This is a genomic window from Acinetobacter sp. VT 511, assembly GCF_001077515.1.
Taxonomy (GTDB): domain Bacteria; phylum Pseudomonadota; class Gammaproteobacteria; order Pseudomonadales; family Moraxellaceae; genus Acinetobacter; species Acinetobacter schindleri.
In genome coordinates, this window is record NZ_LFRE01000048.1 from 63399 (window position 1) to 85956 (window position 22558).

At 43.7% G+C, this 22558-nt stretch carries 23 protein-coding genes; 18 read left to right on the plus strand and 5 right to left on the minus strand.

Annotated elements, in window-relative coordinates; translation table 11 throughout:
* Positions 1 to 245 precede the first annotated feature (245 nt).
* From bioB to ACS72_RS17930, 11 genes are all read left to right on the plus strand, one after another.
* Positions 246 to 1235 carry a biotin synthase BioB gene (bioB, locus tag ACS72_RS04585; protein WP_008305604.1) on the plus strand — a complete coding sequence of 330 codons (990 nt, stop codon included), beginning with the start codon at positions 246 to 248 and terminating at the stop codon, positions 1233 to 1235.
* Positions 1236 to 1322: 87 nt separating this feature from the next.
* Entirely contained in the window at positions 1323 to 2045 is a 723-nt protein-coding gene (locus ACS72_RS04590) for an alpha/beta hydrolase (protein ID WP_048881371.1), read from the plus strand.
* Between the two features lie 87 nt (positions 2046 to 2132).
* The gene (gene bioA, locus ACS72_RS04595) at positions 2133 to 3413 is read left to right on the plus strand and encodes an adenosylmethionine--8-amino-7-oxononanoate transaminase (protein WP_048881372.1); all 1281 of its coding nucleotides are present in this window, start codon (positions 2133 to 2135) and stop codon (positions 3411 to 3413) included.
* On the plus strand, positions 3410 to 4579 hold the full coding sequence (locus ACS72_RS04600; protein ID WP_048881373.1) for an 8-amino-7-oxononanoate synthase: 1170 nt from the start codon (positions 3410 to 3412) through the stop codon (positions 4577 to 4579). Before bioA ends, ACS72_RS04600 begins: the two co-directional genes overlap by 4 nt.
* On the plus strand, positions 4576 to 5328 hold the full coding sequence (gene bioC / locus ACS72_RS04605; protein WP_048881374.1) for a malonyl-ACP O-methyltransferase BioC: 753 nt from the start codon (positions 4576 to 4578) through the stop codon (positions 5326 to 5328). The genes ACS72_RS04600 and bioC overlap by 4 nt, the downstream gene beginning before the upstream one ends.
* Positions 5325 to 5975, plus strand: coding sequence for a dethiobiotin synthase (gene bioD, locus ACS72_RS04610; RefSeq protein ID WP_048881375.1), 651 nt, complete (start codon positions 5325 to 5327; stop codon positions 5973 to 5975). The genes bioC and bioD overlap by 4 nt, the downstream gene beginning before the upstream one ends.
* A 494-nt stretch (positions 5976 to 6469) precedes the next feature.
* Positions 6470 to 6886: a hypothetical protein gene (locus tag ACS72_RS04615; RefSeq protein WP_048881376.1), complete on the plus strand. Its 417-nt coding sequence runs from the start codon at positions 6470 to 6472 to the stop codon at positions 6884 to 6886.
* Between the two features lie 63 nt (positions 6887 to 6949).
* Positions 6950 to 7144, plus strand: a complete 195-nt coding sequence (locus ACS72_RS04620; RefSeq protein WP_048881377.1) for a hypothetical protein — start codon at positions 6950 to 6952, stop codon at positions 7142 to 7144.
* A 9-nt stretch (positions 7145 to 7153) separates the two neighbouring features.
* The gene (locus ACS72_RS04625; RefSeq protein ID WP_048881378.1) at positions 7154 to 8593 is read left to right on the plus strand and encodes a cytochrome ubiquinol oxidase subunit I; all 1440 of its coding nucleotides are present in this window, start codon (positions 7154 to 7156) and stop codon (positions 8591 to 8593) included.
* On the plus strand, positions 8590 to 9594 hold the full coding sequence (gene cydB, locus ACS72_RS04630) for a cytochrome d ubiquinol oxidase subunit II (protein WP_004811002.1): 1005 nt from the start codon (positions 8590 to 8592) through the stop codon (positions 9592 to 9594). The genes ACS72_RS04625 and cydB overlap by 4 nt, the downstream gene beginning before the upstream one ends.
* 18 nt (positions 9595 to 9612) lie before the next feature.
* A complete protein-coding gene (locus ACS72_RS17930; RefSeq protein ID WP_017401650.1) occupies positions 9613 to 9720 on the plus strand; it encodes a hypothetical protein in 108 nt (35 codons plus the stop codon).
* Between the two features lie 190 nt (positions 9721 to 9910).
* Here ACS72_RS17930 and ACS72_RS04635 read toward each other — a convergent pair whose 3' ends face one another.
* Positions 9911 to 10105, minus strand: coding sequence for a hypothetical protein (locus tag ACS72_RS04635; RefSeq protein ID WP_004810999.1), 195 nt, complete (start codon positions 10103 to 10105; stop codon positions 9911 to 9913).
* A 412-nt stretch (positions 10106 to 10517) separates the two neighbouring features.
* Here ACS72_RS04635 and sbmA point away from each other — a divergent pair, with 412 nt between their 5' ends.
* The 3 genes from sbmA to ACS72_RS04650 all read left to right on the plus strand — a co-directional run bounded on the left by sbmA (position 10518) and on the right by ACS72_RS04650 (position 14023).
* On the plus strand, positions 10518 to 11711 hold the full coding sequence (gene sbmA / locus ACS72_RS04640; RefSeq protein ID WP_004810997.1) for a peptide antibiotic transporter SbmA: 1194 nt from the start codon (positions 10518 to 10520) through the stop codon (positions 11709 to 11711).
* Positions 11712 to 12321: 610 nt separating this feature from the next.
* The gene (locus ACS72_RS04645) at positions 12322 to 13308 is read left to right on the plus strand and encodes a hypothetical protein (protein WP_008305665.1); all 987 of its coding nucleotides are present in this window, start codon (positions 12322 to 12324) and stop codon (positions 13306 to 13308) included.
* 193 nt (positions 13309 to 13501) lie between these two features.
* Entirely contained in the window at positions 13502 to 14023 is a 522-nt protein-coding gene (locus ACS72_RS04650) for a hypothetical protein (RefSeq protein WP_034592672.1), read from the plus strand.
* Between the two features lie 554 nt (positions 14024 to 14577).
* On the opposite strand, the gene ACS72_RS04660 is transcribed toward ACS72_RS04650, so the two are convergent.
* The 4 genes from ACS72_RS04660 to gatC are packed head-to-tail and all read right to left on the minus strand — an operon-like array spanning position 14578 to position 19448.
* Entirely contained in the window at positions 14578 to 16068 is a 1491-nt protein-coding gene (locus ACS72_RS04660; protein WP_008305659.1) for an FRG domain-containing protein, read from the minus strand.
* 59 nt (positions 16069 to 16127) lie between these two features.
* On the minus strand, positions 16128 to 17603 hold the full coding sequence (gene gatB / locus ACS72_RS04665) for an Asp-tRNA(Asn)/Glu-tRNA(Gln) amidotransferase subunit GatB (RefSeq protein ID WP_008305658.1): 1476 nt from the start codon (positions 17601 to 17603) through the stop codon (positions 16128 to 16130).
* Positions 17603 to 19081, minus strand: coding sequence for an Asp-tRNA(Asn)/Glu-tRNA(Gln) amidotransferase subunit GatA (gene gatA, locus ACS72_RS04670; protein WP_048881379.1), 1479 nt, complete (start codon positions 19079 to 19081; stop codon positions 17603 to 17605). The genes gatB and gatA overlap by 1 nt, the downstream gene beginning before the upstream one ends.
* Before the next feature lie 52 nt (positions 19082 to 19133).
* Positions 19134 to 19448 (minus strand): Asp-tRNA(Asn)/Glu-tRNA(Gln) amidotransferase subunit GatC, encoded by a 315-nt coding sequence (gatC, locus tag ACS72_RS04675; protein ID WP_005221175.1) that lies wholly within the window; start codon positions 19446 to 19448, stop codon positions 19134 to 19136.
* Between the two features lie 133 nt (positions 19449 to 19581).
* Here gatC and ACS72_RS04680 point away from each other — a divergent pair, with 133 nt between their 5' ends.
* Genes ACS72_RS04680 through ACS72_RS04695 form a run of 4 tightly spaced genes read left to right on the plus strand, consistent with a single transcriptional unit; the run spans position 19582 to position 22534 of the window.
* Positions 19582 to 20628 carry a rod shape-determining protein gene (locus ACS72_RS04680; protein WP_048881380.1) on the plus strand — a complete coding sequence of 349 codons (1047 nt, stop codon included), beginning with the start codon at positions 19582 to 19584 and terminating at the stop codon, positions 20626 to 20628.
* A gap of 16 nt (positions 20629 to 20644) precedes the next feature.
* Entirely contained in the window at positions 20645 to 21502 is an 858-nt protein-coding gene (mreC, locus tag ACS72_RS04685) for a rod shape-determining protein MreC (RefSeq protein WP_048881381.1), read from the plus strand.
* Entirely contained in the window at positions 21489 to 21980 is a 492-nt protein-coding gene (gene mreD / locus ACS72_RS04690) for a rod shape-determining protein MreD (RefSeq protein WP_048881382.1), read from the plus strand. The genes mreC and mreD overlap by 14 nt, the downstream gene beginning before the upstream one ends.
* On the plus strand, positions 21968 to 22534 hold the full coding sequence (locus tag ACS72_RS04695) for a Maf-like protein (RefSeq protein WP_004810978.1): 567 nt from the start codon (positions 21968 to 21970) through the stop codon (positions 22532 to 22534). The genes mreD and ACS72_RS04695 overlap by 13 nt, the downstream gene beginning before the upstream one ends.
* The last annotated feature ends 24 nt before the right edge of the window (positions 22535 to 22558 follow it).

Here is a 22558-nt window from a genome sequence, read left to right on the forward strand (position 1 = left end):
TTGCAAATTCATTATTAATCTTTGGAAGACAGAAATTGAGAATTTTATTTATAAGTTTTATATATAAATAATAAGGATTAAAGCAGCTTAAATCATAAAATCTTGCAGCATAAAATTGTAATTGATTGAAAAGCTCAGCTTATAAATTAGCGTCATTCCTTCAAATTTTGATAGAAAAGGCTAAACCATTTTTTAAAAAACCGCGTATTATTTCTGCATTCCTTTTTAACATTGATGTTGAGACTATGATTCGCAATGACTGGACGCGTGACGAGATTCAGGCACTTTATGATCAACCACTGATGGATCTGCTATTTCAGGCACAGCAAATTCATCGTGAGCATTTTGATGCCAATACCGTACAGGTCAGCACCTTGCTCTCTATTAAAACCGGTCGTTGTCCGGAAGACTGTAAATACTGCTCCCAGTCTGCCCATTACGATACAGATCTGGAAATTGAAAAAAGGGTAGAGGTACAAAAAGCGATTGCTGAAGCAAAACAGGCGAAAGAATCAGGATCGACCCGTTTCTGTATGGGCGCAGCATGGCGGAATCCGCATGAGCGCGATATGCCTTATGTGCTGGAATTGATCCAGGAAGTAAAAAAGCTGGGTATGGAAACCTGCATGACCTTAGGTATGTTGAATGCCTCTCAGGCAGAACGTTTAAAAGATGCTGGACTGGATTATTACAATCATAACCTCGACACTTCGCGTGAATATTACGCGAATGTCATTAGCACCCGAACTTTTGACGATCGCTTAAATACTTTAGACCATGTCCGTTCAGCTGGAATTAATGTATGTAGTGGCGGGATTGTCGGGTTAGGTGAAGGTAAACAGGACCGTGTGGGATTATTGTTTGAACTGGCGACCATGCCAATTCACCCAGAATCGGTGCCAATTAATATGCTGGTGCCAATCGAAGGAACACCGCTCGCTGATGTAGAAAAACTGGATGTGATTGACTGGATCCGGACGATTGCCGTAGCTCGTATCATCATGCCAAAAAGCTATATCCGTCTGTCTGCAGGCCGTGAATCTCTATCTGATTCCGATCAGGCCCTGGCATTCATGGCAGGTGCTAACTCACTGTTCTCAGGTGATAAATTACTGACTGCACCGAATAGTGGTGAAGGCAAGGACAAAGCCCTGTTTGCCAAACTGGGGCTAAAAGCGGAAGCACCGAAGAAAACCGGCCGCGAGCTTGCTATGGATGCCATGCAGCCTGCTTAAATTTTGCAGCTGTATATCAGGGATCATTCCGGAAGAGATTGATCCCTTTTTTATTGAATAGATGACAAAAAATAGGGAACAGGATTGATGAAAATTCTGCTCATCAGCGGCTGGGGACTGGGGACTCAGGTACTGAATGAATTTGTACAGCAGCTAGAACAGCAGTTAACACCACAGCATCAGATCGAAGTCTGGGATATCTTTGACCCGAATAATGCAGCAGTACTGGCAGAAAAGGTACAGGCTGCAGCTGATAAAGATGTACTGATTGGCTGGTCACTTGGCGGGCAGTTAGCATTGTTATTGGCTAATGCAATCTATCAGCAGATACAAGTCACCAAGCCCGTAATTGCCTGTATGTCAAACCCTTGCTTTGTGGCACAAGAAAACTGGCTTCATGCTATGCCCAAAGTGCAGTATGAACAATTTAAACATGCGGTGATGTTACAACCTCAACAGGCTCTAAAACGCTTCTCTGCACTGGTCACTTTGGGTTCAGTAGCACCACGAGAACGGGCAAAACATTTACAAGAGCAGTCGGTAAATATTGATTTATCCTATCAGCAGGCTCATCTTTATCTTTTAGAGCAATTAAATTTGGTAGATATCTTAAAAAGCTATCCTGGCAAGATGCTATTTATAAATTCTGAGAACGATATGTTAGTTCCCTACAAAGTTATACAAAATATTGCACATTTCAATGCAGATCATCTGAACTTGGTAAAAATTTCAGCTGCGCACGATGCTATCCTGTTCGATACCAGTTTGGTCATTGAGCCAATCTTGCAATTTTTACCAGAACTTCGTTAATCAAAAAGTCTCTGAATATCCACTGGATGTTCATTTCAGAATTAAACCGTTAAGATCAGGACAGCGCTATTGTTTAGGTTATTTTCCGTGCACGATTCTTTTGATCAGCAGCATATCTGGCATCCCTATACTTCCATGAGTCATCCTTTGCCTTGTTACAAGGTGAGGGCGGCACATGGTGCTGTAATTGAACTGGAAGATGGTACGCAGCTGATTGATGGGATGTCGTCCTGGTGGTGCACGATCCATGGTTATAACCATCCAGAGCTGAATCAGGCGGTGCAGACCCAGTTGCAATCCATGTCACATGTCATGTTTGGTGGCCTGACCCATCAGCCAGCGATTGATCTGGCTAAATTGCTGATTGAGATTACTCCAGAGCCACTGGATCGGATTTTCTATGCCGATTCCGGTTCGGTTGCTGTGGAAGTGGCTTTGAAAATGGCGGTGCAATACTGGCATGCCCGTGGTCAGGCACAGAAAAGCAATTTTGTGACCACTCGTTCTGGCTATCATGGCGATACCTGGAATGCCATGTCAGTCTGCGATCCGGTCACGGGTATGCACCAGATTTTTGGTTCTAGTCTGCCGAACCGTTATTTTGTTCCGGCACCACAAAGCCGTTTTGATGGTGAATGGCAAGTTGATGATATCCAGCCACTGGAACAATTGTTAGCAGAAAAGCATGAACAGATTGCAGCCATGATCATTGAACCGATTGTGCAGGGAGCAGGTGGCATGCGCCTGTATCATCCGGAATACCTGCGCCAGGTACGTCAGCTGTGTGATCGTTACAATATCCTGTTAATTCTGGATGAAATCGCGACTGGTTTTGGCCGGAGTGGCAAACTATTTGCCTGTGAACATGCAGGTATTAGCCCAGATATTATGTGTCTGGGCAAGGCGTTGACTGGTGGTTATATGACCTTGTCAGCCACACTGACAACTGCGCATGTCGCAGAAACCATTTCCAGTGGTGAAGCAGGCGTATTTATGCATGGCCCGACCTTTATGGCGAATCCACTGGCCTGTGCAGTAGCACTCAAAAGCACCCAGCTTTTATTGTCACAGGACTGGCAGGCAAAAGTGCAACAGATTGAACAAGTATTAAAAGACTATTTACAGCCATTAAATGCCTTGCCACAGGTTGCGGATATCCGCGTACTTGGCGCGATTGGAGTCGTGGAGTTACAGCAATCTGTTGATCTGGCTAGCTTCCAGGCAGAATGTGTACGCCGTGGCGTATGGATTCGTCCCTTTGGTCGGTTGGTCTATGTGATGCCACCATTTGTGATTTCTGCTGAACAACTTAAAACTTTACTGGTGCATATGTGCGAGATGATTCAGGCAATGGGAGCAACAGCATGAAGCATCTGGAATATTTTCAGCAGCAGCTGGATGATTTGAAACAGCAGGGCCAGTATCGCCAGTTTAAACAGGGGATTTCCAGCCAGCCTTATCTTCAGTTGAATGGGATTGAGATGCTGAATCTGGCATCCAATGACTATCTTGGTCTGGCGGCCGATCTGCAGCTGCGGGAAGAATTTTTTGACCTGACATCGCTTGCTGAACGACAGATGAGTGCCAGCTCCTCACGACTACTGACTGGGAATTTCCCGGCCTATGAACAGCTGGAGACCAGCATGACGCAGGCTTTTGATCGTTCGGTGCTGTTGTTTAACAGCGGCTATCATATGAATATCGGGATTCTGCCAGCATTGGCGGATAGCAAGACCATTATTATTGCCGACAAGCTGGTACATGCCAGCATCATTGATGGTATCCGTTTATCCAATGCCAGCTATGTACGCTACCGGCACAATGATCTGGAACATCTACAACAGCTTTTAGTAAAGTATCAGGCAGATGATAATATTCAGCGCATCATTGTCGTCACTGAATCCATTTTTAGTATGGATGGTGATGAAACGGATCTCGGTGCATTGGTGGCACTCAAACAGCAGTTTGATAAGGTCATGCTGTATGTGGATGAAGCCCATGCTATTGGTGTGCGTGGTGAACGCGGGTTGGGTTGTGCCGAGCAGTATCAGGTCATAGACCAGATTGACCTGCTGGTCGGGACTTTTGGCAAGGCACTGGCTTCAGTCGGTGGCTATCTGGTCTGTCATCCGCTTATTCGTGAATATCTGATCAACAGCATGCGTCCGCTAATTTTTAGTACTGCACAGCCCCCAATCTGTATGGCCTGGACGCATTTTATTTTCCAGAAAATGCAAGAAATGCAGGAAGAGCGCCAACAGCTTGCCAGTCTGGCTAGTTGCTGTCATCAGGGCATTCAGGCCTTGGGTTATGCTTGTCCATCCAGTTCTCAAATTGTACCGGTAATTATTGGCGATGCAGCCAAAACCGTCGCTGCAGCAGAATATGTACAGCAAAAGGGTTTTTATGTCCTGCCAGTACGTCCACCGACTGTACCGAAAAACACTTCCAGATTGCGAATCTGTTTACATCAGCAGGTCAGTCCGGCACAGTTGCAACAGTTGCAGGATGCTCTGCAGGAGTTGCCACGATGAAAACTGATCAGGTCGCGCAGCGCTTTGCTCAGGCACAGTCCAGCTATGAAGAGCATGCTATTGCCCAGCGTCGGGTAGCAATGGAACTGGTCCAGTATATGCAAGCGCATATTGCGGTAAATTTACAGCGTATCTTGGAAATTGGCTGTGGTTCAGGCCTGTTTACCCGCCAGTTGATGCAGCATTACAGTTTCGACCAGTTGTTTTTAAATGACCTTTATCCAGAAGTTAAACAGCATTTTGAGGAAGATGGCCGGATTTACTGGGGAATTGGCAATATCGAAACTTTGCCACTTCTACAATCGCTGGATCTGGTGGTGTCCTGTTCTGCCTTGCAATGGGTGCAGCATCTGGACGCTTTATTTGTGAAAATTCATCAGGCTTTAAATCCGTCTGGCTGGTTCTGCTTTGCCAGCTATGCACAGGACAATTTAAAAGAAATTAAAGTATTGACTGGACAGGGGCTGAAATATCGCTCACTTCCACAAATGGTTGAACTGCTGGAATCTTGTGGTTATGAGGTCCTGATGCAGGAGGAACAGCGCCTGATTCTGGAGTTTGAACATCCTCGCGAGGTACTGAAACATATCAAGGCCACCGGCGTACAAGCAACGGCAGATGGTTTCCGCTGGAGCAAATCTTCCTTACAGCTTTTTTATGAGCAATATCAACAATTCCAGCTATCAGATAGCCAGAAGTATCCTTTGACCTATCACCCGATTTATCTCATTGCACGGAAGCACCCATGAACGCAAACATCTATTTTGTCAGCGGTATAGATACCGGTATTGGCAAGACCTATGCCACCGGTTTTCTGGCCAAAATCTGGAATGCGCAGGGCATTCGTACTATTACCCAGAAGTTGATCCAGACTGGCAACACTGATCTGTCTGAAGATATCGAACAGCATCGCAAGATCATGGGCTGTGGCTTGCTGCCAGAAGATCAGCAAAAGCTGACTATGCCGGAAATTTATAGCTATCCGGCATCACCCCATCTGGCAGCACGTTTGGACCAGCGTCCAGTAGACTTTCAAAAAATTGAACAGGCCACACAGCAACTGGCCGCACAGTTTGACCGTGTTCTGCTGGAAGGAGCAGGTGGTCTGATGGTGCCACTGACAGAAGACCTGCTCACCGTAGACTATATTGCCGCACAGCAGCTTCCTGTCATTCTGGTAACCTCAGGTCGTCTTGGCAGTATCAATCACACTCTGCTCAGTCTGGAACTGCTCAAACAGCGTAAGATTGAGCTGTATGCGCTGGCATTTAACCATGCCGATGATGCTCAGGATGAAGTCATTGCACAGGATACTATTCAGTATCTGCAGCAATGTTTGCAAAAGGATTTTCCAAATGCACAGTGGCTGGATATTCCGGTATTTCAGGAAAGCTGAATCTCTGTTTTAGCCTGGTAGTATGGCGCTATGCAATAAAGAAAATTCATCCGGAACAGTTTATGTTGACCGGACTTGGGCTGTCGAGAATGTGAAATTTATAGCGTACTGCAACAAAATCCTGCCTGATCCGGACAGGGTGATCATTCAGCTAAACCTTTTTCTGCCGGAAAGTATTTTAAGTTGAAGCGTAGCTCTCTGTCTGATCCTGCTACTGTAATAAGATGAGATTCTCAATTTAGATATTATTTTTGTGGCTCGGCGCATTCCTGTTCAAAGTATGCGGTTGTACTTTTCCTGAAATGAATAAGCTCTGGAACATGAAAATTAATTTCTTATATTCAAAAATTTATAAAAATTAAGAATGAAAATAAGGCTTTCATAATAAATATATATATTATAAGGTTGTAATATTAAAGTTGAGTATAATGCTTGGATTTTGATCTAAGCTCAGCCTCAATATTTCTTCACTTCGGTCAATTCGAGAGAATGTTTTGCTGAAACGTAGTGGGTTACTGTTGGCATGTGCAACGCTGCTATTACAGTTTGCTGTATATTTACAGCCGCTATTACCGGAGCAATACCATATTGCCCCGGTCTGTCTCTCTATTACACATAATCTTCTCTCACCGAAGCAGCATCAGCATGTACACGCAAGCTATCATGCGTTGATTGACCATCTAGGGGCCGAATCTGGCCATCATCATGATCATAATGAACATAACCATCAATGCCAGTACTGTACCGTATATGGTGACATTGTGCTGCCGTTTAATTTTGGTATTGATGAGGTCATTGATCGGATTCAGGTCAAGCTGACTTTCTATAAATCGGCTTACCGACATGTCTATTTTTCCCTGCAACGGCTGTATTTACTACCGCAAGGCAGGGCACCTCCTGTCACGCTTTAATACGCCAAGTCCGGTAAGGCACGACCTTGCCGCTATCTAAAACGTTTTAAAGAGTGAAATAACATGAACATCACAAATTTCGCATGGCTGACCCATGGCGGAGCAAAGCCACTCAGCCTGGAAAAAGGGCAGGATGCAGATATTAAAGTCCTACAGATTTGCAACATTATGAAAATCGTATACGGCCTAAACTACAAAATAATGAAGCCATTTCAGCTGTTTAAGCTGAATTTCTCTCACCAACAATTTCTACAATAAGGTGATGACATGGATTTAGGTTTAACTGCGCTGGAACTGGCACGTATCCAATTTGCCTTTACTGTCTCCTTTCATATTATTTTCCCTGCGATTTCCATCGGTTTGGCCAGCTTTCTGGCCGTTCTGGAATGGCGCTGGCTCAAAACCCAAGATCCAGTTTACCGGGATCTGTTTAAATTCTGGATCAAAATTTTTGCATTAGCCTTCGGTATGGGGGTGGTCTCTGGTGTGGTCATGAGTTATCAGTTCGGCACCAACTGGAGTGAATTTTCCAGAGTGGCTGGAAGTGTCACTGGACCACTGCTGGCTTATGAAGTCTTGACAGCTTTTTTCCTGGAAGCCGGTTTCCTCGGTATCATGCTCTTTGGCTGGGATCGGGTCGGTCCGAAAACCCATTTTTTTGCTACGGTAATGGTTGCCCTGGGTACCTGTATTTCCATGTTCTGGATCCTGTCCTCTAATAGCTGGATGCAGACCCCGCAGGGTTTTATTATTGAAAATGGCATCATCATGCCACAGGACTGGTTTGCTATCGTGTTTAACCCGTCTTTTCCGTATCGTCTATTGCATATGGGGATTGCTGCCTTTCTGGTTTCGGCACTGCTAGTAGCGGCTACAGCTGCTTGGCATCTACTTAAAGGGCGCCGCGATGCATTGGTCAAAAAGTCTTTTTCCATGGCGATGTGGATGATTCTGGTGCTGGCACCCCTACAGGTAATTGTGGGAGATTTTCATGGTTTAAATACCCGTGAATATCAGCCAGCCAAGATTGCTGCGATTGAAGGACACTGGGAAACTAACCGTGGTGAAGGCATGCCGCTTTATCTGTTTGGTATTCCGGATATGGAAGCCGAAGAAACCAAATATGCTATCGGCATACCAAACTTGGGCAGCCTGATTCTGACCCATAGTATGGACGGTGAAGTGCAGGGTCTAAAAGATTTTGCGCCTGAAGACCGCCCAAACTCGCTGGTGGTGTTCTGGAGCTTCCGCATCATGGTCGGTCTAGGGATGCTGATGCTTTTGATGGCGCTGGCAGGTCTGATCCTGCGTAAAACGGGTCGTTTCTATGAAGCCCGCTGGTTGCACCGGTTCGCCTTTTTCATGGGGCCTTCCGGATTTATTGCTTTACTGGCAGGCTGGTTTACTACGGAAGTGGGCCGTCAGCCATGGGTGGTCTATGGGGTCATGCGCACTCGTGATGCACTCTCACCTGTATCAGCTGAACAGGTTGGACTTACTCTGATTATCTTTGTAGTGGTCTATTGTGTCGTATTTGGTGTCGGCATCTATTACATGCTAAAAATGATGCATAAGGGACCAGAATTTATCCATGCCCGTCCGCATACTGAGGGTGAAGTCATCCGTGCGTCTAAACGTCCAATGAGTATCTTTGAGCAAAATGAAGAGGATGACCGTGCTCAACGTGATCAGGAGAATAACAAATGATTGACCTGTCATTGATCTGGATTGCGATCATCGCGCTCGGTGTACTGATGTATGTGGTACTGGATGGCTTTGACCTAGGTATAGGCATTCTGTTTCCCTTCTTTAAGGATCAGCATGAACGCGATGTGATGATGAATACCGTGGCACCGGTTTGGGATGGCAATGAAACCTGGATGGTACTCGGTGGAGCAGGTCTGTTTGCAGCCTTTCCACTGGTCTATTCAACCGTGCTCTCCGCACTATATATGCCGATTATCCTGATGGTCATCTCACTGATTTTCCGAGGAGTTGCCTTTGAATTTCGCTTTAAGGCACATCGTGGCAGGCATTGGTGGGACATCGCTTTTATTGGCGGTTCGCTTCTGACCTCTTTCTTGCAAGGCGTAATTCTTGGCGCTTATATTCAGGGCATTAAAACCACGAATGGCATTTATAGTGGTGGTGGACTGGACTGGTTGACTCCATTTTCGCTGTTTACCGGAGTAGGTGTGGTAATCCTGTATGCAACTCTAGGTTGTGGCTGGCTGATCTTTAAAACCGACCACGAGTTACAGGACAAGATGTTCCAGCTGATGCCAAAACTTATTATTGTGTTATTACTGGTCTTTGGAGCAGTTAGTCTGTATACGCCACTGGCACATCAACAGATTGCCGAGCGCTGGTTTAGTCAACCACAGATTTTCTATTTTAGTCCGGTGCCGATACTGGTTGTATTATTTACCTTTATGGCGCTGCGTGCCTGTAAACGCCGTCAGGAATTTGCACCATTCATCTATACCTTGGCGCTGGTGATCCTGGCTTATACCGGTTTTCTCATTAGCCTTTGGCCTTATATCATTCCGCCAAGTGTTACTCTTTGGGAAGCCGCCGCACCGCAAAGCAGTCAGCTGTTTTCCTTGATTGGTGCATTGATCCTCATCCCAATTATCCTGTTTTATACCGGTCTGTCTTATTGGGTGTTCCGGGATAAGGTACGGGTAGGTGATGATGGCTATCATTAGGCTTGTGGAGGAAACAGGATGAAACTGAATCGGGCAGGTTGGTTTATTGTGTTATGGCTTGCAGGCTTTGTCACAATGGCTCTCATTGCAGGCTTTTTCCGCTTCCTGCTAAAGCTGGCATATTGATTGTGTAGTAGGTCTCAAGATTGTACATTTTTCTTAAGACAATAAAAAACCTCCCAATGTGATGGGAGGTTTTTTTATCTGTTTTCAGCTTTAGGATTAAAATAATAATACTGTCAGGCAGGTGTTGATCTGTATTCAGGAGAAGAAGTAAAACATACAACCACCCAGACCAAACTTTGAATCAGCAGAATTACAATTCTCTCCAGATTGTATTTTCATCTTTTAGTGCAACAGTAAAGTTAAACTGGTTGTCTGTAGTGACCAATAGACTGGTTGGTGTTTGCATAACTACTTTCAGCACTGTACCTTCTTCATAAATAATTGGCGTGCAGTTTTCTTTTTCCAAGGTGATTGGCTTCAGTAGTTCAATTACAGAGCTTTCCATGAGTTAACTTCCCGCGGTTATTATGTTTACTATTCATTCAAGGATAGCATAATTTTTCTTTGTTATTTAATAGTTTTTGCAAAATGAGAAATTGGAATGAACCCTTTCAATAGTGCATATCGCTGTAGTGTAGGATGGAAAATAACCATATATCATATCTGTTCTGTACAGGCTTGTTAACTGATGTTAAAACCAACAAGGGATGGATCACAGGATTCGTCACATAAGTATTCAGTTCACTACATACATAATGATTCATGCTTATAAATAGATTGATAAAAATAAGCAGTTTTCAGGCAGATATTTTTTTGATCAGGTTGAAAAACCTGTTATGAATTGTTTTACACTGCTGCAGATTTCATCATGATTGATTGACCTGAGGTCTACTAAAAATAAGGAGCATGCAAAGGACATGTTTAAGTCTTTCTTTCCAAAACCCGTCTGGTTTTTTCTCAGCGTGGTGGTGTGGTTCTTTATCAACCTCGCGATCTGGCATAGTGGAGGTTCAAGCTGGGGCAGTTATGTGGGTTTTAGCGAAGGCTACCATGAAGCGACGATGGCGATTGATATCAGCCGTTTCTGGTCACAGAAATTCCTGTGGTTCTATCTCTGGTTCCTGACTGCAACTGCGCTTTTTGCAGGATTCTGGTATGTGGTAGCGCGTCATCCCTGGCAGCGCTGGTCGGTGTGGGGTTCGGCCTTTATCCTGTTCAATATCTGGTTTGGGGTTCAGGTCAATGTTGTGCTGAATGAATGGTACAGTCCGTTCTATGACCAGATCCAGAAGATGCTGACCAGTGGGGGTGGGGACGTAACTTTGCTTTATCAGGGCGCATTGGTCTTTATCTATATCGCGATGATCTATGTCACCCTGGCAGTATTTAACATGTTCTTTGTCAGTCATTATGTGTTCCGCTGGCGGACAGCAATGAATGATTACTATACGGCTTACTGGGAAAAGCTGCGGCATATTGAGGGGGCTTCACAGCGTATTCAGGAAGATACCATGCGCTTTGCTCGCAGTACTGAAGAACTTGGCGTTTCCTTTATTGAATCGTTTATGTTGTTGATGGCTTTTTTGCCAGTTCTGTACAAGCTTTCAAGTCACGTCAAGACCTTACCGATTGTGGGTGAGATTAGTCACGCGCTGGTCTGGGCATCCTTGGGCTGGGCGGTCTTTGGTACAGTGGTATTGATGGTCGTTGGTATGAAACTGCCAGGACTGGAGTTTAATAACCAGAAAGTCGAAGCGGCTTACCGTAAAGAACTGGTATATGGGGAAGATCATGCCGAACGTGCCCAGCCACTGACACTAAAAGAGCTGTTTAGCCGGGTGCGCTGGAATTATTTCCGCCTGTATTTCCACTATGCCTATTTCAATATGGTACGGATCTGGTATTTGCAGCTCGACAATATCTATGGCCTGTTTGTGCTATTTCCGAGTATTGCAGCGGGAGCAATTACTTTGGGTCTGATGATGCAGATCCTGAATGTGTTTAATAAGGTCCGTGAATCATTCCAGTACCTGATTTTGTCTTGGCCAAAGATTATCGAGTTAATGTCGATCTACAAGCGTCTGAAAGCGTTTGAATCTCATATTCATTAAAAAATAGTGTTTGATATTTTAAAAAGACCAGCCTTATGGCGGGTCTTTTTTATATCAACTCAGGATTGGCCGGAGTATCCGATGAACGGTCAATTATAGGCAAAATATTTGTAAAACCTCCCAATTTGGGGATATTCAGTGAATATTCGCTTGACTAGAATCCTAAGGGCCAAACGTGTTTGGTACTTAATTTTCAACCCCGCTGACGTATAAAAATAATAAATGTACGTTGATGAAAATTAAGTATTTTAATGCTCATAAACTGAATGCGGATGGTGGAGAGTGGTTTGCTATACAAGTATAAAAGCTCGATCCAGCCTGCCAGATGAGTGACCAAAGAAGTACGTACTTCCTTCTTTGGTCTTTTTTCTTGAGTAGGTTTTATCTCAAAAATAATACTGCACCACATGAAAGTTAATGCAAATAATTTCAAAAATAACCATTAAAATGTCTCATAGTTATCATTTTTGATATTTTTAAATTTGAAAATAATTCTATTAATCAGATGCTTGTATTTGTTGTTTGCACAGTTTTGCATTATTTTATGTGAATGCTTTGGGTTGAGATATCTACGGTGAAACTGAAAGTATTTTTATTGATAACAATAACAATGAGCTTGGCAGCATGTAATAGCATGCAAGGCGCAAAGAAAAATATATTACATCCTTTTCACAGTCCCCAGGAACTGATTGTGAAACGGGGCATCAATCAGCCAGATGGCAAGGCGAAAGACTATGTCTATCTATGGGATCAACAACAGCGCCATAATACCACTCAGGCCATGTATCCACGTTCAGTCATGACGCAATATTGCCATGAACAGGGGGGTAAGTTATCCCTGCTATATAAGAGCAAATTTGGTCTGGTGAATGATCCTGCCCAGCGTACACGTCTCGCTGCAAATCGAGGTGTTGTACAGGGAATCGGTGCCTATAAATGTACGATGGGTGATCTTGCGGAAAGCTGGATTGTGTCGATTGAACCTGTTGCGGAACGTCAGGCAGAAAATAATAGCAAGACCCGTAACGTTCGGTTGCTGACCCGACTAATGAAAACAGCTGAAGCACATAATTTTTATCAGGCGGCTGCGAGCACTGCGAAGACAGCCAAGAAACAGGTCAATGTGGTGAAGGCAACGGCTACTGCCAAAACGTCTGTAGCAGCAAAACCAACAGCAGAACAGAAAGACCACGATCGTAAAGAGCTTGAGCGCAAAGAACTCGCCAAAGCCGAAGTCGAGAAGAAAGAGCCTAAGCCGGTGACAGTGGCCACTCCACGTGCGAGCGTGAACGAAACCCCACAACAGCAGCAAATGAAGCTGTATGTGACTGCCCGGCGTGACATTAATAATGGTAGAAACCTGAATAATGCCTGTAATAATGCCCAGCGTGCTTATAACTATGGCAAGCAGCAAGGCACAGAAGGAACGCGGGTTTATACTGAATCCGGTATGTTGGTGGCGCGTTGTCTGACCAGTATTTCGACGTATAGCAGCCGTTTTCCAAATGCCAAAGGACAGGCTCAACGCGTCCTGAACGGACTGGCATCGCAATATAATCATGCGGGTGCAAAGAATATGTTGAAACAGCTCAATTAAAAAAATCTGACTTTAATCGATAAGAATGCCACGCTTTAGAAACGTGGCATTTTTATTTTGAAACTGGGTGAATGCCTAGCGTAATCAACGCGCCAAGTACTTTGCTAAAAATCAGATTGATTTTGCAATGCAATAACAGATGAACTGTTATGCTTTGTGGTACAAAGGGCAAACTGTTCATCGGAGTTTGCTTATGTCTCGCTATGTTTCCCTTGTAAGCCACAGATTTTCCCAAATCGTTCGTTCTGCGCTGATGGCAACTGCCTTGTTGGGAGTAGTGCAAATAGCAAATGCAGGCCCAACGGTCGATCAACTCAGTAATTGTCTGGAGAGGTCTACTACAACTGCCGATAAAACTACGGTGATGCAATGGACCTTTGTGGCCTTGTCTGCACACCCTGACTTAAAGGCTTTTAGCAATGTGACCGCGACTCAAAAGGAAGCACTGGATAAGAATCTGGCGACGGTATTGCAGCGTATTTTAGTGGAGCAATGTTCAGCACAGACCAAAGCAGTGATTCAGGCAGAAGGTCTGGAGGCTGTGGGGAATAGTTTTCAGGGACTCGGACGTAGTACAGGTGAGGAAATTTTAAAGAATCCTGAAATCAACAATCAGCTTAAAGGTATATTGCGTTATGTAGATTTGAATAAGCTGGTAACCACGTTTTTAACGCCAGATATTTGGAATAAGTTGGGTTCGATCAGAGGGAATTAACGTGTCTGTAAGACTTACTTGAATATGGCAATAACAATTCTAATTAGCCCGTAAATGGGATAGAAAATAAACTCGATACCATCGGGTAATCCTGATCCTCGCTGTTTTCTGCGAGGTTCGGGCTGCATTCTAGATAGCCATTTACGGCATTTTGGAATCAATAGCAAAATGGTAATGACCAGTGCAAATATGCCAATGGCAATTTGGATAAGGAAGAGCAAAAGTTCGGGTGTCATTTTTATTTTTCTTAGATTTTTTTGATTTTATAGCATAAATATTAATCCTTTACCTAATCCTCGCTTGTGCTTCTTTTTTAGAAATATCTCTCCCTAACCCTTACTTGTACTTCGTTTTAAAGCAGTGCTTTAAAACTTGCTCAGGAGAGGGAATATCCAATATTAAATTCATGACGGCATTTAATTGTTAATGAAAGCTCCTTCTCCCAGTGGGAGAAGGCGGGGGATGAGGGGGCTAGTCACACTTAAAAAAGGACTTGGAGAGTTGGATACGACTTAAGTCTTCGAGTTTGACGATAGAAGATACTTTTTTGATGGTCATATTTTGAAATTTTCTAATCTGTTTTTGATATATTTGGCTGAGTTTTCAATACTTGGATAAACCGTTCTTTGATTGATATTGAGTAAATCTAGTTCATCTAATATTGGCTTTTTATCATCTTTATTTATTCTGATTCTATATACATTGAAGTCATCATTACCACTTTCAGGGATAGCTTCCGCATCTAAACCAAAGATGAGAAAAGATCCTGATTGAGCAATAATCCTTTCTTGGTTTAAACGCCCTTTTACACAGAAAGTGTTTTTAAGATCTTTGATTTCAACTTTAGGTTTGAAGTAGGGTTTTTCATTTAATATACAGTGTAAGTATTGTTCATAAACTTTTTCATTAAGGTCAGAATCATTTAAAAGAACTTTGTTTGGGTCATTTTTTTGGCAATTAATAATATATTGGGATAATTGATCTTTTTGATTAGCAGTGAGTTTTGCTAAATTTGTTAAGCAGGAAATTTTGTCAGAGTCATAAAAACATATATCGTTCTTTTTGACAGAAATTAATACAACTTCACCATCTTCATTATGTTTTAAATTTTCACAGGCAAAGTAGAGTGCAGTCAATGGATTACTAGATATATCGAGCATTCTAGTTGGCATCCCATAATGTTGCATTCGTGTAAGGATGTCAAAACCACTGATGTCATTACTGAAGGAATTAGGTTCCATTGTGAGTAACTCACGAAATAACAAATGTTCACCTTCTAAATAGACTTTTCCTTTGCCATTGGGATCTTCACGTAAAAGTGAGGGTAATAGTTGGTGCGAAAATTTTCCATGACCTCTATAAAATACTTCACGATTTTCTTTTTTGTTAATAATGAATTCATTTATATCTTTAATTTTTTCTATATAAGTAGAAATACTATTGATATATGGAGGAGTATAGATAATTTCAGCTTCTATGCTAAAACTAGTTTCAATTGATGTATTTATATGACCAATAATTTGAGGTGGATTTAGTAGGTCAATATTTTGATTTGGAAAAGTTTCTTTTATCTCTTCTAAATTTGAAAAGATATCAAGAGGCGCTAATTTTTCAAATAAGTTAGAATTTTTAATTGCCCAATGTGTTCGCGTTTTTTCCCAACCATCAAAATTTAATGCTTTTTCTAATTCATCTAAATTACAAATTTTTAAAAAATTATTTGTTTCCTCAATGTATGGGTTGATTTCAACTTTTTCTGATATTAACTTTAAAATCGCTGTAATAGTTTTGTTTTTTTCATTTAATTTAACATCTTGTAATTCAGCTATTGCAATAAAATCTTTAAAGTTTTCAAAACAAATGATACAAGGGAAATTGCGCAAGATTAAAAATGATTCATTAGTTAAATCTTTAAATTTTTGACGAACTGCCTCATCAGTGTGTTCCACAAAACGACTTGTGCTATAGGTAATAGAAATTAGTTCATTATCTAAAGTATCTATTTCATATTCTGAATAACATTGTAAGAGATTAAAGTAAGCCATAAAAAACCCCGCATTAAGCGAGGTTTTTATAACATGAAATCAATTAATTAGCGAATAAATTAACCAATCAATTTCTTCATCAATTCATTCACTTGAGCAGGGTTGGCTTTACCTTTTGCTGCTTTCATTACTTGACCAACCAGACCGTTGAACGCTTTCTCTTTACCAGATTTATATTCTTCAACCATCTTCTCGTTCGCAGCAAGCACGTCCTTAATAATCGCTTCAATTGCGCCTGTATCAGTTTCCTGTTTCAAGCCTTTTTCCGCAATAATCTCGTCCGCAGATTTACCTTCGTCCCACATAAAGCCGAATACTTGCTTCGCGATCTTACCGTTAATCGTGTTGTCCACAATACGTGCGATCATACCGCCAAGTTTCTCAGCAGATACAGGAGAATCCACCAATTCCAAGCCTGCTTTGTTTAGCGCACCAGAGAATTCACCCATCACCCAGTTTGCCGCAATTTTACCTTGTGCAGCGCCACCAGCAGCTTTCACCACCTCTTCGTAGAACTCTGACATTTCACGTGTCAGTGTAAGCACGTGCGCATCGTATTCAGTTACACCAAAGTCAGCCACGAAACGCGCACGGCGTGCAGCAGGCAGCTCAGGCATGGTCGCCTTAATCGCTTCGATTTGTTCGTTTGGAATGACTACAGGCAACAAGTCTGGATCAGGGAAGTAGCGGTAATCGTTCGCTTCTTCTTTAGAACGCATTGAACGGGTTTCCATCTTCACTGGGTCGAACAGACGGGTTTCCTGGTCAATCGTACCATCCCATTCCAGAATTTCCATTTGACGTTCAATTTCAACATTGATGGCTTGCTCAATGAAACGGAATGAGTTCAGATTTTTCAATTCACAGCGTGTGCCGAACGGTTGACCTGGGCGACGTAAAGACACGTTACAGTCGGCACGGAACGAACCTTCTGCCATGTTACCGTCAGAGATCCCTAACCAACGCACTAAAGTATGAATCGCTTTGATGTAGGCAACCGCTTCTTCAACCGAACGCATATCTGGTTCAGATACGATTTCAAGTAAAGGTGTACCTGCACGGTTTAAATCGATGCCTGACATGCCTTCAAACTGGTCATGAATCGATTTACCTGCATCTTCCTCAAGGTGTGCACGTGTCACGCCAATACGTTTGGTTGTGCCATCTTCAAGCTGGATATCGATATGACCCAAACCCACAATCGGGTTATCCATTTGGCTAATTTGGTAGCCTTTAGGTGAGTCAGGGTAGAAATAGTTTTTACGTGCAAATACAGAAGCTTGGTCAATGTAAGCATCAATCCCCAAACCAAAGCGAATTGCAAGATCAACTACTTCTTTGTTTAATACTGGCAGTACGCCCGGCATCGCCAAATCTACAAGGCTGGCCTGAGTGTTAGGATCATTACCAAATTCAGTCGATGAACCTGAGAAGATTTTAGATTTAGTCGCAAGCTGAGTGTGAATCTCGATACCAATAACGACTTCCCAACCATCAATCAGGTTTGATTTAGGTTTAGCGTTGTTCTTCGCCATTATGCATTCTCCTCAGCAATTGCAGCGCGTTTTGTATGCCAATCTGTTGCTTGTTGATACTGGTGTATCACAGACAACAGTTGAGATTCTGACCAGTAGTTACCAATCAGCTGTAAGCCAACCGGCAAGTTGTTATGGTCAAAACCAACAGGCGCGTTAATCGCAGGAAGACCTGCCAGGTTCACTGCAAGCGTATAAATATCGCCCAGATACATTTCAACCGGCGTTAAATCCGCACCAATTTTATAGGCAGTCGTTGGCGCAGATGGGGCAGCGATGACATCGACAGATTCAAAAGCTTTTAGGAAGTCTTGTTGAATTAAACGACGTACTTTCTGTGCTTTTACATAATAAGCATCGTAATAACCAGCAGACAGGGCATAGGTACCAATCAGGATACGACGCTGAACTTCAGCACCGAAACCTTCTGAACGGGAACGTTTATACAGGTCAAGAAGATCTTTAGGCTCTTCACAACGGTAGCCATAACGCACACCGTCATAACGAGACAGGTTTGAGGATGCTTCGGCAGGTGCAATCAGGTAATACGTTGGAACGTAAGCTTCCGTCATGTTGAGATCAATCTCAACCAGAATAGCGCCCATTTCTTCCAGTTTTTTTAAGGATTCTTCAACGCGTGCTTTTACATCAGCGGCAAGACCGTCAACATTGAAGTACTGTTTTGGAATACCAATACGTAGGCCTTTCACAGATGTGCCGTTCAGGTTTGCTACATAATCATCCACTTCTTTTTCCATTGAAGTAGAGTCTTTAGCATCGTGGCCTGCCATCACATTCATCAGGTAAGCACAGTCTTCCGCAGAACGTGCCATTGGACCACCTTGGTCCAGTGATGAAGCATAGGCAATCATACCGAAACGCGATACACGGCCATAAGTCGGTTTCAGACCAGTCAGACCACAGAAAGAGGCTGGCTGACGGATCGAACCACCAGTATCAGTACCGGTTGCAAATGGTGCCAGATCAGCCGCTACAACCGCAGCAGAACCGCCTGAAGAACCACCCGGAACATGATCCAGTGCCCAAGGGTTTTTGGTCGCGCCAAAGTAAGATGATTCGGAAGTTGAACCCATGGCGAATTCGTCCATGTTCACTTTACCAAGTGTCACCAGGCCCGCAGCTTTACCTTTCGCTACAACGGTTGCGTCGTAAGGAGAGATAAAATTGTCCAGCATTTTAGAACCAGCAGTCGTTTTAATGCCTTGGGTACAGAAGATGTCTTTATGTGCAATTGGTACACCAGTCAGCACATTTGCGCTACCAGCACGACGCAGTGCGTCAGCAGCATCGGCTTGTGCCAGTGCTTGCTCAGCAGTCACAGTCACGTATGACTTCACTTGAGCATCCACTTTTTCGATGCGTTTTAAGTAATGTTCAGTCAATTCGCGTGATGAAAATTTAGCATTGGCCAAACCTTCGGTAAGTTCACGAATTGATAGGCGGTGTAAATCTGTCATGAGAAATAATTCTTTACGTTTAATTTAATAAAAAGATTGAACTGGATAGTAATTACTCAATTACGCGAGGAACCAAGTACAAGCCATCCTGTACCGCTGGTGCAACTGCCTGATATTCATCACGGTGATTACTTTCACTCACTACATCTTCACGTAATGGCTGAGGATGGTCGAAAGGGCTTTTTAATGGTTCAACACCGTCAGTATTGATACCTTTCAGCGTTTCCATCATGCCTAAAATTTTATTTAAACTTTGAGCATATTCAGCAGATTGCGTATCATTCAGAGATAATCGTGCAAGGTTCGCAATAGCTGAAACTGTTTCTGCATTTAAATCTGCAGAATGCTGTGCATCCGATGTAGACATAACATTACCTAATCAGTATTAAAAAAAAATCAAATTATCATGCGTTATGATAAGCGATTGACTTGTCCAAAGCATCACATTTAGTTAAAGTTGCCACCTTGCGTCCATATAAAGTTTAATTGAGAACGTCCCCGTGATTCTAAAACGACTAATAGGCTTGTTTTCGCCAGATCTAGCCATTGATTTAGGTACTGCAAATACACTTATTTATGCGCCAGGACGAGGCATTATATTAAATGAACCGACGGTTGTAGCAATCCGTCATAGTGGTTCACAAAAAATTGTTGCTGCCGTAGGTCTTGACGCGAAACAAATGCTTGGTCGTACCCCGGCAAATATTTCAGCAATCCGCCCGATGAAAGATGGCGTGATTGCAGACTTTGAAGTCACTGAAACTATGTTGAATCAGTTTATCGGCAAGGTTCACGAAAAACGTTTATTCCCGCCTGCACCACGTGTAGTGGTGTGTGTTCCATGTAAATCGACACTGGTTGAACGCCGTGCGATCCGTGAAGCAGTTTATAATGCGGGTGCACGTGAAGTACGTCTGATTGAAGAACCGATGGCTGCTGCAATTGGTGCAGGCATGCCGGTTGAGCAGGCGTGTGGTTCGATGGTTGTTGATGTGGGCGGCGGTACAACTGAGATTGCAGTCATTTCATTACAGGGCTGTGTATATGCAGACTCGCTGCGTATTGGCGGTGATGTATTTGACGAACAGATCATCAACTACGTACGTAAGGCACATGGTTGCGTAATTGGTGAAACAACTGCTGAAATTATTAAAAAAGAAGTCGGTATGGCGCTTCCGGATGAAGGTGCAAAACCACTGGAAATTGAAGTTCGTGGTCGTAATCTGGCTGAAGGTGTACCGCGTGCAATTACGGTGACTTCTGATGAAGTGACTCAGGCAATTTCTGACCCATTGCAATATATCGTGTCTGCTGTGAAATCTGCACTGGAACAAACCCCTCCTGAACTGTCTTCAGATATCGCTGAGCGCGGGATCGTATTGACGGGTGGTGGTGCATTACTACGTAACCTGGACAAGCTTCTTGCCAAAGAAACTGGTCTTCCTGTCGTGGTTGCAGAAGATCCGCTGTCATGTGTAACACGTGGTGGCGGTAAGGTTCTCGAATTCTTCGATAACCCAAATCATGACATGTTATTCGTAGGCTAAGAACAGGACACGGCGGGTGCAAACACATCTGTTTTCTCGACAACCGCCATCTTTTCGCTCATTCATCATTGCGTTGGTGACCTGTCTGGTGGTGCTTTTCTTTGATTGGCGCATGCCTCATCTGGTTCAACCTGCAAGGGATGTACTGAATGCGGCATATAATCCGATATATGCCGTGGCCAGCTATCCTGTATTGTCGCGAGAATGGCTGAATCAACAAACCAAGTCTGAAGCACAACTGCGTCGTGAAAATACCGCGATGCAGGCTGAGCTATTACAGGCGCAGGTACGCTTACAGAAAATTTCTGAACTGTCTGCTGAAAATACCCGTCTACGCGGGTTGCTGGACACGCCTTTAATTATTGATGGACGTATGGAAATTGCAGAAGTGATTGGTACTGATGCCGATCCGCTGCGTCATATCATCGTGATTAACCGGGGTTCTAACAGCCACCTACGGATAGGACAGACTGTGCTGGATGACAAGGGGATCATGGGACAGATCATTAGTGTCTATCCGCATAGTAGCCGTGTCATGCTGCTCTCAGATAAAGAACATTCACTTTCAGTACGTCTGGAACACACCGGCATGCGTGCCATCGTCTCGGGGACGGGTGATCTTGGGCGTCTGAAAATGGAATATGTACCGACCAGTGCCAACATCAAAGTCGGTGAAAAAGTTTATAGCTCAGGTTTGGGACAGCATTTCCCGGCAGGTTATCTGGTTGGCAACGTCTCTAAAGTACAACGTCATAATTCAGGTGAATTTGCCCAGATTGATGTGATTCCGGCAGCACAGTTGGCTGGTGGTCATCATGTGGTGGTACTGTTCTCTGATTCATTAGCGATGGAGCAGCCACATGTCGATCGCTAAAATGCAGTCCAGAACCCATCGGGATCCATTGTTCCCGATTATTATTTCAGTAATTTTGGCCTCGGTTCTGGTGGTCTATCCTTTATCTTATTCGCTCTCTGGCTGGCGTCCGCAGTTTATGCTGATGGTGATGCTGTTCTGGGTGCTCTGCCAGCCGACCTGGTGTGGGATCTGGTTTGCGTTCAGTACCGGAATCTTGTTAGACCTGCTATTAGATGCACCTTTAGGTCTGAATGCGCTGAGTTTTATTATTATTGCCTTTATGGCGCGCTTCCTGACCCGTGAGCGCCGCATCCTGACTTTTAGCAATCTCTGGATTATTGCTACATTGGCACTCGTTGCCCATCTGATGCTGACCTTCTTTGCTCAAATCATTAGCGGCGTGCAGTTCTCGATTCCACGTCACTGGCTACCGATACTGACTAGCGTTATGGTATGGCCTGTTCTATATTATCTGCTCAGAAAATGGCGCATCTGATTCTGGCCTCCAGTTCACCTCGACGCCGTGAACTGCTGCAACAGTTGGGACTGGAGTTCGAGATTTACAGTCCTGATATTGACGAATCCGTATTGCCCAATGAGTCAGTTGCGGCTTATGTTGAGCGTTTGGCACGTGTCAAAGCGGATGCCGTGGCCGAGCATTATCCAGATGCAATTATTATTGCCGCGGACACCAGTTTGGGGGTTGATAACGAGATTCTGGGTAAGCCTGAATCCAAACAGCATGCCTTTGCCATGTGGGCTAAAATATCAGGTCGTAAACATGATGTATTTAGCGGTGTCTGCGTACGCACAAAAAATGAAAAATACAGTATAGTGGTACGGACCCAGGTTGAATTTCAATCACTCACCACCCCTGATATGGAAAGTTATTGGGCGACTGGTGAACCGGTAGGCAAGGCAGGCGGTTATGCCATTCAAGGCATTGCAGCACGTTATATCCCCGCGATTCAGGGGAGCTACTCTAATGTAGTCGGTTTGCCCCTATATGAAACGGTACAGTTACTACAGACGGTTAAGGCACTAAATTAACTGCTGAAAAAAGAATTCTTATAA

What these genes read in the sequence shown, in the direction of transcription:
- bioB (WP_008305604.1), top strand. Translation starts at nt 246, where the DNA reads ATGATTCGCAATGACTGGACGCGTGACGAGATTCAGGCACTTTATGAT.
- ACS72_RS04590 (WP_048881371.1), top strand. Translation starts at nt 1,323, where the DNA reads ATGAAAATTCTGCTCATCAGCGGCTGGGGACTGGGGACTCAGGTACTG.
- ACS72_RS04600 (WP_048881373.1), top strand. Translation starts at nt 3,410, where the DNA reads ATGAAGCATCTGGAATATTTTCAGCAGCAGCTGGATGATTTGAAACAG.
- bioC (WP_048881374.1), top strand. Translation starts at nt 4,576, where the DNA reads ATGAAAACTGATCAGGTCGCGCAGCGCTTTGCTCAGGCACAGTCCAGC.
- bioD (WP_048881375.1), top strand. Translation starts at nt 5,325, where the DNA reads ATGAACGCAAACATCTATTTTGTCAGCGGTATAGATACCGGTATTGGC.
- ACS72_RS04620 (WP_048881377.1), top strand. Translation starts at nt 6,950, where the DNA reads ATGAACATCACAAATTTCGCATGGCTGACCCATGGCGGAGCAAAGCCA.
- ACS72_RS04625 (WP_048881378.1), top strand. Translation starts at nt 7,154, where the DNA reads ATGGATTTAGGTTTAACTGCGCTGGAACTGGCACGTATCCAATTTGCC.
- cydB (WP_004811002.1), top strand. Translation starts at nt 8,590, where the DNA reads ATGATTGACCTGTCATTGATCTGGATTGCGATCATCGCGCTCGGTGTA.
- ACS72_RS17930 (WP_017401650.1), top strand. Translation starts at nt 9,613, where the DNA reads ATGAAACTGAATCGGGCAGGTTGGTTTATTGTGTTATGGCTTGCAGGC.
- ACS72_RS04635 (WP_004810999.1), bottom strand. Translation starts at nt 10,105, where the DNA reads ATGGAAAGCTCTGTAATTGAACTACTGAAGCCAATCACCTTGGAAAAA.
- sbmA (WP_004810997.1), top strand. Translation starts at nt 10,518, where the DNA reads ATGTTTAAGTCTTTCTTTCCAAAACCCGTCTGGTTTTTTCTCAGCGTG.
- ACS72_RS04645 (WP_008305665.1), top strand. Translation starts at nt 12,322, where the DNA reads ATGAGCTTGGCAGCATGTAATAGCATGCAAGGCGCAAAGAAAAATATA.
- ACS72_RS04650 (WP_034592672.1), top strand. Translation starts at nt 13,502, where the DNA reads ATGTCTCGCTATGTTTCCCTTGTAAGCCACAGATTTTCCCAAATCGTT.
- ACS72_RS04660 (WP_008305659.1), bottom strand. Translation starts at nt 16,068, where the DNA reads ATGGCTTACTTTAATCTCTTACAATGTTATTCAGAATATGAAATAGAT.
- gatB (WP_008305658.1), bottom strand. Translation starts at nt 17,603, where the DNA reads ATGGCGAAGAACAACGCTAAACCTAAATCAAACCTGATTGATGGTTGG.
- gatA (WP_048881379.1), bottom strand. Translation starts at nt 19,081, where the DNA reads ATGACAGATTTACACCGCCTATCAATTCGTGAACTTACCGAAGGTTTG.
- gatC (WP_005221175.1), bottom strand. Translation starts at nt 19,448, where the DNA reads ATGTCTACATCGGATGCACAGCATTCTGCAGATTTAAATGCAGAAACA.
- mreD (WP_048881382.1), top strand. Translation starts at nt 21,489, where the DNA reads ATGTCGATCGCTAAAATGCAGTCCAGAACCCATCGGGATCCATTGTTC.
- ACS72_RS04695 (WP_004810978.1), top strand. Translation starts at nt 21,968, where the DNA reads ATGGCGCATCTGATTCTGGCCTCCAGTTCACCTCGACGCCGTGAACTG.